The sequence below is a fragment of the Moorena producens PAL-8-15-08-1 genome (genome assembly GCF_001767235.1).
Lineage (GTDB): Bacteria > Cyanobacteriota > Cyanobacteriia > Cyanobacteriales > Coleofasciculaceae > Moorena > Moorena producens_A.
This window is the reverse complement of sequence record NZ_CP017599.1, coordinates 134,379-146,212: the sequence shown is the minus strand read 5'-3', so window position 1 is coordinate 146,212 and position 11,834 is coordinate 134,379. Positions and strand designations below refer to the sequence as shown.

At 43.8% G+C, this 11,834-nt stretch carries 11 protein-coding genes and 1 tRNA gene; 6 read left to right on the top strand and 6 right to left on the bottom strand.

The annotated features are described in order from the left end of the window. Positions 1 to 456: 456 nt before the first annotated feature. Positions 457 to 597, bottom strand: a complete 141-nt coding sequence (locus BJP34_RS41960) for a hypothetical protein (protein WP_158516917.1) — start codon at positions 595 to 597, stop codon at positions 457 to 459. A 68-nt stretch (positions 598 to 665) separates the two neighbouring features. Beyond that, the gene (locus BJP34_RS00630; RefSeq protein ID WP_070390659.1) at positions 666 to 1,529 is read right to left on the bottom strand and encodes a Tab2/Atab2 family RNA-binding protein; all 864 of its coding nucleotides are present in this window, start codon (positions 1,527 to 1,529) and stop codon (positions 666 to 668) included. Positions 1,530 to 1,982: 453 nt separating this feature from the next. On the opposite strand from BJP34_RS00630, the gene BJP34_RS00625 reads away from it, so the two are divergent. Continuing rightward, complete coding sequence (locus BJP34_RS00625; RefSeq protein ID WP_070390658.1) at positions 1,983 to 2,372, top strand: nuclear transport factor 2 family protein; 390 nt, start codon at positions 1,983 to 1,985, stop codon at positions 2,370 to 2,372. 200 nt (positions 2,373 to 2,572) lie between these two features. Continuing rightward, complete coding sequence (locus BJP34_RS38340; protein WP_149030719.1) at positions 2,573 to 2,860, top strand: hypothetical protein; 288 nt, start codon at positions 2,573 to 2,575, stop codon at positions 2,858 to 2,860. A 639-nt stretch (positions 2,861 to 3,499) separates the two neighbouring features. Here the strand turns inward: BJP34_RS38340 and BJP34_RS00615 are convergent. Continuing rightward, on the bottom strand, positions 3,500 to 3,769 hold the full coding sequence (locus BJP34_RS00615) for a hypothetical protein (RefSeq protein WP_070390656.1): 270 nt from the start codon (positions 3,767 to 3,769) through the stop codon (positions 3,500 to 3,502). Positions 3,770 to 4,072: 303 nt separating this feature from the next. Here BJP34_RS00615 and BJP34_RS00610 point away from each other — a divergent pair, with 303 nt between their 5' ends. Together BJP34_RS00610 and BJP34_RS00605 are read left to right on the top strand one after the other, a co-directional pair. Next, complete coding sequence (locus BJP34_RS00610; RefSeq protein ID WP_070390655.1) at positions 4,073 to 5,251, top strand: phosphotransferase family protein; 1,179 nt, start codon at positions 4,073 to 4,075, stop codon at positions 5,249 to 5,251. Positions 5,252 to 5,485: 234 nt separating this feature from the next. Then, on the top strand, positions 5,486 to 6,628 hold the full coding sequence (locus tag BJP34_RS00605) for a T3SS effector HopA1 family protein (RefSeq protein WP_070396421.1): 1,143 nt from the start codon (positions 5,486 to 5,488) through the stop codon (positions 6,626 to 6,628). A 63-nt stretch (positions 6,629 to 6,691) separates the two neighbouring features. Here the strand turns inward: BJP34_RS00605 and BJP34_RS00600 are convergent, their stop codons facing one another. Next, the gene (locus tag BJP34_RS00600) at positions 6,692 to 7,249 is read right to left on the bottom strand and encodes a (2Fe-2S) ferredoxin domain-containing protein (RefSeq protein ID WP_070390654.1); all 558 of its coding nucleotides are present in this window, start codon (positions 7,247 to 7,249) and stop codon (positions 6,692 to 6,694) included. Between the two features lie 314 nt (positions 7,250 to 7,563). Between BJP34_RS00600 and BJP34_RS00595 the strand changes: the two genes are divergently transcribed. Then, positions 7,564 to 8,118 carry a Dps family protein gene (locus BJP34_RS00595; RefSeq protein ID WP_070390653.1) on the top strand — a complete coding sequence of 185 codons (555 nt, stop codon included), beginning with the start codon at positions 7,564 to 7,566 and terminating at the stop codon, positions 8,116 to 8,118. 167 nt (positions 8,119 to 8,285) lie between these two features. Here the strand turns inward: BJP34_RS00595 and BJP34_RS00590 are convergent. Both BJP34_RS00590 and BJP34_RS00585 read right to left on the bottom strand, forming a co-directional pair. Further along, positions 8,286 to 8,370, bottom strand: a tRNA-Ser gene (locus BJP34_RS00590). 81 nt (positions 8,371 to 8,451) lie between these two features. Next, on the bottom strand, positions 8,452 to 9,369 hold the full coding sequence (locus BJP34_RS00585; protein ID WP_070390652.1) for a TIGR04168 family protein: 918 nt from the start codon (positions 9,367 to 9,369) through the stop codon (positions 8,452 to 8,454). Between the two features lie 481 nt (positions 9,370 to 9,850). On the opposite strand from BJP34_RS00585, the gene BJP34_RS00580 reads away from it, so the two are divergent. Further along, positions 9,851 to 11,752: a protein kinase domain-containing protein gene (locus BJP34_RS00580; protein WP_070390651.1), complete on the top strand. Its 1,902-nt coding sequence runs from the start codon at positions 9,851 to 9,853 to the stop codon at positions 11,750 to 11,752. Positions 11,753 to 11,834 lie beyond the last annotated feature (82 nt).

Below are 11,834 nucleotides of genomic sequence, written 5' to 3'. Positions count from 1 at the left end.
AGTCGAGTTAACAAAGGAAAAAAATGAAAAGATTTTCGAGACCCTTAAAAGCGATCTTCGCATTCTTGATGGCAGTGCAGCTGTTTTTGATGGTCTCCCCTGCAGCAATGGCCCAAGAGATGCCAGCCGTTATAGCTCCTGATAGCATTTGTACTCAGGATTACAACCGGTGCGGCAATAGTAGTATCTGCGCGTGCCCGGATGGATATGAATATGATGCAAGTGTCGCGTTGTGCTTGATCCACGACATTGATCAGGCAACTAGCCGGGGATTAGACGATCGCTCGGTTAAAAGCTCATGTTCAATTCAAGTAATACCTCATAGTCCATGTACAAGGGATAGAAATAAGCTTGGTTATCCCAGCATGTGCCGGTGCCCGGGTATAAGCGAATACAATCAGTTATTTGGTCAGTGCGTGATCCCATTGGGTTAATAACACTCCTGCTCGGGGCAGCCTAGTGTAATACGAGTAATGCTGCCGGTAGCTTTGACTGGGTAGCTGCGCCAGTACTTTCAGGACCCGTAGAACAATCACCTGTTCTACGGGTTCTTTTGTAGGGAGTAGGGAGTCGGGAGTCGGGAACAAAAATTCTCACAATTTATTTTTGCCTGTTGCCTGTTGCCTGTTGCCTGTTGCCTGTTGCCTATTGCCTATTGCCTGGTGTTATAACTCCCGGCATAGCCAAAATCCGGCAAACCGTTCTGAAGTTGGACTCGATTGTACGGCCAGAAAATGGACGAAATTAGCTTTCTGCTTTGCTTCTTCAAAGCTTTTTGCCTCTGCCAGAATTTGAGATTTGGTCAGGTTAGCGAGAATCCAGCTTTCATTGGCACCAGTTTCCAGTAACAACTTTGGCTTATCATCAGTAGTGTCAAGTCTCACAAAGGATAGCTCCAAGCCTGACATCCATGCCGCTAGGGGTTTAGCTCGTTGGGAAAATATAATCAGACCGGGAATGGGGGTTTCTGGGGCAATGTCCATGATCGAGACCGGGAAGGCTTCACCAAAGTCAATATCCCACTCGTTCATTTCCTCAAAGGCAGCAGCTTGTAGACTTACAACTGCCCACTTCTGTCCCTGCAAGGCATCGGGTAATGGTTTAGGGATGGGGGATTGATAACGGACAAATGAGGAAGCAGCGGCTGCGGGGTCATAGCCTGGTTGATTGGGATAAAAGTCCTGTATCCTTTGTTTTAGCCATCGCTCCAAAGCATAGGTGCGACGGCTGGGTTGAGCTGGAATATTCAGCTCATTACAGGCTTTGGTAATCATATTGTTCATCTGACGCCGAAAGAAGCGAATCTTGGTTGGTGGCTGTTGAGCTTTTGCGATCGCATCTGACAAAGCCTGCCCCAACCAAATTGAATTCACCTGCTGGTTGGGACACCAACTAGCGTATTGAAACAGTGTCTCAGGTGAGAGGTTGATGTCCAAAGGACTCTCGCAAATTAAGACTTCCCAAAGTTTCTTCTGATTTTCGTCCAAAATTGGGCGGGAGTAAAAATCGAGTTCCCAAATTGTTTCCATGCCACCATTAAGATAATCTCACCCATATTTATGATACGGCTCCAAGAGCGCAATCCGTAAGCATTCAGCATTCAGTTATCAGCATTCAGCATTCAGCGGTCAGCATTCAGCATTCAGTTATCAGTTATCAGCTATCAGCTTATGGGTTACATCACAGGCTAGAAGCCTGTGCCACACTGTCAGCCATGCAAAGCGCGAGTGGGGGAAACCACGGCAGTCGCTCATGGGGGAGACCCCCAAGACCGCGCTGCCTTCCCAAGACCTCGCTGCATCGCTACTTGAGGTGCTTTTGAATAAAATCAGCTGACCACTGACTGCTGACTGCTGACGGCTGACAGCTGACCACTAACCACTGACCACTAACCACTGACGGCTGAATGCTTAGATGTGATTAATTCTATTTAACTATATATAATTAAATATATTCACAATTGTGAAAGTCAACAAAAAACTATGAGTAGCGATCGCACAGACGTATTAGCCGCCAACACAGCGTTTTATCGAGCTTTTGAGAAAAAGGACATTGAAGCCATGAGTAAGGTCTGGTCTCAAGGCACTGGTAGTCTTTGTATTCACCCTGGACGTGATGTAATCAAAGGTTGGCGGGAGATTAGCTCATCTTGGGAAGCGATATTCAAGAATACCCAATACCTGGAAATTGAACCAGAGATTATTGCTACTGAAGTCAGGGACACTCTTGCCTACGTTGTTGTGCTAGAAAAAGTGTTGCAAGTTAGCAAGGGTAGAAGGATTGAGGCAGAATCCATAGCAACCAATATGTTTGAGCTTATGGCTGGCTCTTGGTATTTGGTGCATCATCACGGCAGTCCACTGATGGGCTAAACTTCACCAGTCCGACTTCCCCATTCTCTCTTACGATGATCTGCTGTTACCTGTTCCGATGATCCGCTGTTCCCTTTGCTATAGTTGTCGTGGTTTTTGTTTGGTAATGGGTATGGTCGAGGGAGTAATTTCAATTACTAATTACCAATTACTAATTACCAATTACCAAACTGAGATCTTGCACCATTGTCATTGTCTTGATGCAGTCGCTCATGGGGGAAACCACGCCAGTTGCTCATGGGGGAGACCACGCCAGTTGCTCATGGGGGAGACCACGCCAGTTGCTCATGGGGGAGACCACGCCAGTTGCTCATGGGGGAGACCACGCCAGTTGCTCATGGGGGAGACCCCCAAGACCGCACTGGCTCCCCAAGACCGCACTGGCTCCCCAAGACCGCACTGGCTCCCCAAGACCGCACTGGCTCCCCAAGACCGCACTGGCTCCCCAAGACCGCACTGGCTCCCCAAGACCGCGCAAATCACGCTAATCCTAGGGTGGGCAGTGCCTACCAACGCGCTTTGCAAGCTTCATTATCTGTCTGCTGCACTGCCCACCCTACATGAACTAATTACCAATTACTAATTACTAATTACTAATTACCAATTAGCCAAGCAGGAATTTTGATGAAGTTTTGTGAATTAGCGCCAAAGTGGCGACATCGCCATAACTTATCTAGCTAAATTATGAAAGTCCCAAAAACACAGATCATCGGAAGTCCGGTTCAATAATCATAAAGACCCCTGATGGTGGGAATTTAAAATTTGAAATTCGTAGTTTTAGATTACCCATCATCCATTACAGTAACCCAAAAATCCAAGGACTATTTTGGATTTGATTAACCGGACTTGATCTGAATTCACCGGAAAATTGGCATGTAATATCAATTAGCGAAAATAATGCTATAGATGCTTAATTGGTAATTGATCATTGGTAATTGATCATTGGTAATTGGTCATTGGTAGTTGGATTAGTATTCTCCATACCCCATTAACTAGTACCTATTAACAAAAGGTAGTCGCAGGCAACATATTAGCTAATTAATAGAAGTGCTTATTTTCCCCAATTGTCTACTATTGGAGATTGTAACATGAGTAACTTCTCAATTTCTGATCTGCCTCCTGCTGGTTCAGCTCTGTTTTCGGAGTCTGAAGGATTCCATGAGTTCATGAAAGAGGTAACCGAAGATGAACTCAAGGGTATAGAAGGCGGCGGCAAAAAAAACAAGGGTGGCTTTTTCTTTGGCAGTAAAAGTAGCAAGGGTTTTAAATCCAGCCGGTTCAAACCCAGCCGCTCCAAATCCAGCCGCTTCAAACCCAGCAAGTTCAAACCCAGCAAAGGGGGCTTTTTCTTTCCACATCCCTATGGCTTCTTTCCACACAATTGTAGACCAGTGCATTAGGCCATATAGAGTTCAGTTCCCCTGAATAAATGGATAAAGTCCTTTTCATTACTAGGGTATAGGGATTTTAGGAGTCATATGTTGGGGACATTTTTCTCCCACAACTTACGCAAAAATGGGCACCAAAATCGATAACTAGTAGGGTTTAATAACACACCATATAGGTAGATTTACTGCGTAATTTATGACTCCTAAAATTTCATAAAATAACTGATAATTACGATTATATTACATCAGTTTTTTATAAGCAATAGCCTCAAGTATTGCCGGATAGTAAATCTGGTAATTATAATAATTATAATGACATTTTTATTAAGCTATCAAAACGTTTTCGAATATCTAGTTGAACAGGGTATTTGTAAGCAAAGCGATCAAGATAAAATCCAGATTAAACCAATATCCTGTAAAAACTTTAATTTGCTAGTCAGTTTTTCCAATGGTCGCCATCTTTTGGTTAAGCAAGAGCCTCATAATCGAGAAGGAAACACCTTAGGTGAGTTGCATAACGAATGGCGAATTCAGGAGTTTTTACAAAACTTTCCTGAACTGATCGCAATTCGTCCCCTAATATCGGAGCCAATTCATTTTGATCCCAGTTGCTCTATTATTGTTTTTAACTATCTCAATGACTATTGCGACTTAACAAATTTTTATGATCAAAAGGAGGTTTTTCCCACTGGGATCGCAGCCCAGCTCGGAGCTAGTATTGCTACAATCCATCGCACCACTCTAGACCGTAAGGAATATAAAGACTTCTTTGCTTCCAATGGAAAAGAGTTCCTTGAGCAAACCCCTAACTTGCTTCATGGGCTAGAAGGAATTGGACCAGAAATTTTTGCAATTTTTTGTGCAGATGGGATTGAATTTTTTAAACTTTATCAGCGCCATGAGAGCATCGGGCAAGCGATCGCAGAACTTAACAGAGCTTGGCAGCCTTGCTGTTTGACCCACAATGACCTAAAGCTGAGCAACGTTTTAGTCCAACTTGAGTGGGAGCAAACCCTCTCAAACCCGCAGTCTGAAGCTAGGAATATTCTGCGACTGATTGATTGGGAGAGGTTCACTTGGTCAGATCCAGCATTTGATTTAGCTACGATTATTGCTAACTACCTAACCATTTGGCTAAGTAGCTTAACGGTTAACAGAAGTATTGATGTTCAAACTGCTTTACGCTTAGCTAAAATTCCCCTTGAGGTAATTCAACCAAGCCTTGTTGCTCTCACTAACGCTTATTTTGATTACTTTCCAGAAATACTTCAGCGTAGTCCTAATTTTTTAAGACGAGTTATACAATTTACTGGTTTTATCTTGATTGAAAAAATTCAGACAAGGATCGAGTACCGGAAAATTTTTGGTAACACAGGAGTCTGTATGGTTCAGGTGGCTAAACGTTTGTTATGCAATCCGGACGATTCAATCCCCATTGTTTTTGGGACAACAGCCTCTGAATTAACTGATCTTAGCCCGATTCCCGCCTAATCCCCTTTCTATAATTGGATGCAACATCTTATTTTCGGATCATTAGTAAAAAGAACAATTTGTTGCAGACCGACAGGACAATTGGTCTGAATCAGGACTTACGCGGTTAAGTGGATTGCGCCCCCCTGCCCCCCAAAATTGGGGGGTAATGATGTCAAAGTCCCCCAGAATTGGGGGACCAACGGGGGCAGTTGCGTAAGTCATGTGAGTATTTTGAGTGCCAACTGGTTGATCATGCCATTACTAAATTCTTTGCGAAATCAACTACCTGATTCTTCTCCTGATTCTGCTGTTGCGCGAGAGCTAGATATTCTAGAAGATATCGTTAGCAACCTTCAGATTCAACCTAACTTCTGTATTAGTCATCCAGATTACAAACCCCTGGAACTTTCAGCTGAGATGCTAGACCGGGTTCAGCAACTACCTGTGGAGATCCAGAATAAGTATCTGAGCCTGCAACTGCTGAGTTTTCTGTACGACATCTATGACAACGGTTTCGATAAAAGCACAGAATCAGCTCAAGCCAATTCAACTGATTTACCGCTTCACCCAAATGTAGAAAACAATACTGTGATGGGGCTCAACTTGGAGTTTTACCAGCAGCTGTACGAAAGTAATACTGGGACTGGTTACTTTGAACCAGGTTGGTTGGTAATCAGGGAGGAGAGTGATGGCAAGTTGGCTGTACACAAGAATGGTCTGACCTTACACATCAGACCTGAGTATTACTTACCACCAGGAGCTCAATCTGCTACTGTCGGTACCTTAGTCGCTATCCGAATGCCTCCTAATCTAGTTGAACACGGATTCTATGTCGCGGTTGGGAATGCTGGTCGAGTCAATGCTGGTCCAGTCCATCAGAACATTCGAGATCGTGACTACCAGATAGTGAACGTCTATTTTAATCTCAGTCCCGAAGGTGCAGTTGCTCTCATCACAGCGATCACCGAGCAACTCAATGAAATTACCATTCCCTTTACCTTTAAGGTGGTAGATGACCCCGCTAACTACGACCGCTACGATTCAGGGGTTCTCTGCTTTGAGAAGAGCAATTATGAGACAGTCCATCCCATCCTTGAGAGTGTTTATGCTCAACACCAATCCCATTTTGAGATGGAAGTACCTCTATTTACCAAGCAGCTAGCACCAGGACTGGCTCTATCAGAGGAACCAGTCCATAAATTTACGGCTGAAGAAAGTTTCGGGATGAACCGTTGGCAAATAGTTGCTAATGGCTTACTAGAAGTTTGGCAAAACGGTAACGATTCTCCAGAAGGTCGGATGAACTCTATACAAGAACAGTTCTCCCAGTTTGGAATTGAATTGTGGCGTCCCTACTTGAATGCTGACTCAGAAGACATTTATCGAAAAATTTGACACTCCCCGGTCGCGCAACTGTACTGGATTAGCAGTCAGTGTGTGCATTAGTGTGTGCACAAGTCAGACAAAGTGTCGTTCGATCAGGGTGGGAATTTGCTGAGGAGCCACTTCGCTGTAGCGAGCTTTGTCTGGCATCATCACCAGGTTGGGACCATGTTTGCACTGTTTGAGGCAGCCAGTTTCTCTAATCTTGACTTGGTCTTCTAAACCATGGTCCTTTAAACTCGATGCGATCGCATTACACACCGCTTGACCCCCCCGTTTCCGACAACTAGATTTCTGACAAACTAAAATACTCGCTTTCCGGCTGGGAATTTTGGTTGCCAAAACAGTTGTTGGCTGCTGGTGGGGGGGAGCAGCAAGGCTCACCTCATAGGCTTTAAGTATAAGTTTTCGAGTTTTGCGCTTTAGTTTGCTGGTGCCACTCACCTCAATCCACGCCCCAGGGATAATCGCTGGATCCAAGCTCTTTCTCAGAGGTTTAGATAACTTAATCCAATATTCGATATTTGAAACAGTAATTCTTAAATACTTGATTTTATAGCCATCTTTAATGACAAAGTCTAATAACTGTCCTACTACACTGAACTCTGAGACTGGCTCTTTCAACTTAGACATAGTTATTTACCTCTAGGAAAACTGTTTTTCTTTAATCAACCTTAAAAATTGCCATCCTTATGCACTCAATCTTTAGAATGTCCTGGGTTTAAGCAGATTTTACCAAAACAAATCCCGTTCACGGATTCGATAGTAATCGATAATCTATCTCAACTAATTTATCACAAATCATCCTCAATAGAGCTTCTGGAAAAGTTAAAAATTGTGTTGTTAGCGACATTTGGGAGTCTAGGTTAAATAAGATTAGATGTGTTAGCCTACTTAATAGCCTGGCAATAAGGCACACTTAATGAAAACAAGAGGTGAACACTATTATGTCTACAACTCAGGGTCTACTACGCTCCTTTGGTGAAATTGCTGACAATCCAATTTTGCTGGAAAAAAACGTTACCACCCCAGTTTGTGAAGGATTAAACATAGCTTTAGCCAGCTTCCAAGGGTTGTACCTGCAATATCAAAAGCACCACTTTGTTGTGGAAGGAGCAGAGTTTTACTCCTTGCATAAATTCTTTGAAGAAAGCTACGACGATGCTCAAGAGCATGTCCATGACTTAGGAGAGCGTTTGAATGGACTAGGAGGAATTCCAGCTACTAGTTTTGCCAAATTAGCTGAATTGTGCTGCTTCACTCCTGAATCTGATGGAGTTTACAACTCTCGCCAGATGGTAGAGCATGACTTAGCAGCTGAGCAGTCAATCATTCAGTTAGTACGCAGTCAAGCTGCTCAAACAGAAAGCCTGGGCGATCGAGCCACCCGCTATCTTTATGAGAAAATCTTGCTCAAGACTGAAGAACGGGCTTATCATTTGAGTCATTTCCTGGCTCCGGACAGCCTAGTAATGGGATTTATCGGCAATGCAGCCAACTAAACCTACATAAACTGAGATCTTGCACCATTGTCATGAATCGTAGGGTGGGCAGTGCCTACCAACTGAACCTAATTAAACCTACCTTCCCTACTCGCGCTTTGCATCAACGGAAAAAAGTTGAGGGTTGACCGTCAACCCTCAACTTTTTTCTGTAAACAAATTCAAAACGGAGAGGGGGAGATTCGAACTCCCGGAGCCTTTCGGCTCGCTCGATTTCAAGTCGAGTGCAATCGACCACTCTGCCACCTCTCCAGGCAAATCTATATTAACAATCCTTGGCCAGGATGGCGACCATCTATACAAAGTTATAAAACAAAGTTATAAAACTTTTTTTTATACCAGTAAAGCCTCAGAAGCCTCATAAAGCAATTCTTTAGATACCACCGAGTAATCCTTACCCACCCAGACCAGGGAGACTTTATCCACTATACCGCCTTTGAGAGACACTATCGAAAAATTCCGCAATCGGTCTGTATCGGTTTCGATAATTCGAGGGACACTGGCTGCATTTAAGTATACAGTCCCTTCCGGACTAGTAACAATTCTAGTTCGTAGTCGGTCTTTGGTGTGCTTGAGGATATGGTGCATATGACCAAAGGTGACTAAGGGAATGTTTTTACCCAAGGAATAGGTTTTTGCGATCGCATCTTCCAAATCCGGGTCCCCATGATCACCACCAGTAGGATACCAGTCTTTACCACAGGGAGCTTCTGCTTGCTCACCTAGTCCCGTCGGACCATTATGACCGATCAAGATTACCGTTTCGTAAGCCGCACTACGCACTGCTGCTAAAATGCGTTCAACGGATTCAGAAAAGCTATTAATGCCATACTGTTCCCTGTAAAACTTCTTATTTCGCCAACTCTGCCCGCCCCAACTGTAAGGGCGAGCACCAACTACAGAGAGATTTAAATCTGGGAAGTCAAGGTAACCATAACCCACATGGGTTGACCCCAGTAAGTCCAACTGTTGCTGTACCCTATCTTCTACTTCATGGTCATAAGGACACTTTTTCCTTCCCCATTCCGAGGCAGTATACCAAGCATCATGGTTTCCCATAATCACCGCCTTGGGTAGGTCAATAGCAGCTATCATCTGGACTATATCCACCGCCTCATTGCCGAAATCCCCGACAAATAAGACCAGATCCACACCCAACTGCTCAAGAGCTATAGCATCTTCCGCTTCCCACAGTTGATGAATGTCTCCAACAACAGCAATTTGGATTGATTGTTTTTGATGAATGGTCATGCTTATGTTACTATCGCCCCTTCTCCAGCATAAAGGCAAAAGGGCAAACAACAATATAACATCGAAAAAAGAATACTACATATCACCCAATTATCCCATTAATCCATTATCCCATCAGCCCTTTGCACAGAGCTTGTTTCTGACCATCCGGATCGAGTAGCTGATGCCTGAATAATACATTAAGTGTGACTTTTCTTGAGGAGTCTCTAACGGATCTGAGGCATTCGTGATGGCTGATCTGAAACTATTGGCAAATTCTACCGTCTCTACTCTGTGTCCCCCCCTAGGGCTGTTTAATCTGCTCAATAGTATCTAGTCTGACGGGCAGATACCGGAGATAGCTCAGATCACGGAGATCAGAAATACTTTATTCTTCCATTCTTCGGCACCTTCGGCACCTTCGGCCTATTGCTCTCCTTGCTCTGAAGCACCATCAACACTTTCACAGGAAACATCAACGTAAGCGGTTAGTAAGAAGCGTATGTCTAGATTAGCGTTTAGCCCAGGAGCAGGACCAGAACAGTTAATCAATGGACGTTATCAAGTTATTGACATCCTTAACCGTGTGAGCTGGGGTCAAACTTGTATTGCGTTAGACACTTACCGACCCGGAAATCCCGAATGTATTGTTAGACAATTCCGTCCTGTTACTGATGACCCTGACTCCTGGCAAGCTGCAAAAGATATATTTCATCGTGAAACTAAAATTTTGGAGATTATCTGTCAGCATGACCAAGTTGCCAAAATTTTAGATTGCCTAGAAATTGACCATAGCTTCTACATAGTTCAAGATTTCATCCCTGGACGACCCCTGAGTGAGGAACTCAATCAACCCTGGAGTGAAAGCAGAGTAATCAATCTGCTACAAGAGGTTTTAGAGATTTTGGCATTTGTCCATGGTCAAGGGGTGATTCATGGTGATATCAAGCCAGACAATCTGATCAGACGATCAGACGATAGCAAATTAGTTTTAACTGACTTTAGCGGTATTAAGCAGGTACGGACACCATTAGTTGGTGTTCAATTTAGTGCCATAGCGGCTTTGGGGGCATTCGGGTATATACCAACAGAGCAAATTCTCGGTAAACCTCGTCCCTGTAGTGACCTATATGCTGTAGGGATGATTGCCATTGAGGCACTCACAGGACTCAAACCCATACACCTAGAAGAAGACCCATTAACCGGAGAAGCCCTTTGGCAGGACTACGCCACAGTCACTAAAGATTTCGCTGGCATTATTCAGCAGATGGTGCGCTATTACTTCAAAGACCGTTACCAGTCTGCTGATCAGGTTTTGGAGGCACTCCATTCCTTAACTAGTTCTAAACCATCTATAAACTTACCAATGTCTTCAGCACCACCAACATCCCCAAACCCCTACAAACAAAAAACTGACGATAATCTGGGTGAGCCAATTGAACCAGAGACTCTTGAAACAGAGGAAACAGAGGAAACAGAGGAAACAGAGGAAACAGAGGAAACAGAGGAAACAGAAGACATTTATTATCCCTCTGTGCCTACTATTCCTACCAGAAGGTCTAGTGGACTTAATCTCACCGCCATGGGAGTTTCCGCATCTGTAGCCTTGTTAGTAGTAGCTGGAGGCTTCTTGTTCTCATCGGGTGGCAACCAGGCAGAAACTAAGCTAGCACAGGCTGAGGAAAAGTACCAGCAAGGGGATTTAGACGCAGCGCTGAAGCTGGTAAAATCGATACCGGAAGATAGTGAAAACTATCAAGATGCTCAAAATGCGATCGCTCAGTGGAAAAGAGATTGGCAAGATGCCAAAGCCCTATTCCCCCAGATCAAAACCGCCTTTGAGCAACAGAAATGGGTAGAGGTAGTTGAGCAGGCTAGTCAGATTCCTAATATTGTCTTCTGGCAACGGCAAATACAACCTATGGTCAGCCAAGCTCAAGCCAGTCTTGAGAAGGAAGCTTACCAGTTACTAGAGCAAGCTTATAAGCAGGCTATCGAGAAAGACTTTACTGGTGCACTCAACACATTTAAACAAATCCCAAAGGGAACAAAAGCCTACGCTACAATTCAACAAAAAATTCCGGAGTACACTCAAAAGCGAAACATAAAAGCAAACTTCCTTCTTCAGCAGGCATACAATCGAGCTGCTCAGCAAGACTTTACCAGTGCATTGGTATATTTGAAAAAAATTCCTAAAGATACCGATGCCTATCCTAAGGCTCAGTCAAAAATTGTTGACTATACCGCTAAGCAAGAAATTCGGGCTAAGTATCTCTCAAAGATGGCTTATAACCAAGCTGTTTTAAAGAACTACACTAAGGCTTTGGATTATTTGAAACAAATTCCTAAAGGTACTTCCACCTATGCCAGAGCTCAAGCCACAATTCAGCAGTATTCTCGATAGTAAAAGCACCTTTTAGTTCATCAAATATGTGAGGTACACAAGATAAGGATTTTAGTGAACTTTTTCACCAATAATTGGTAAT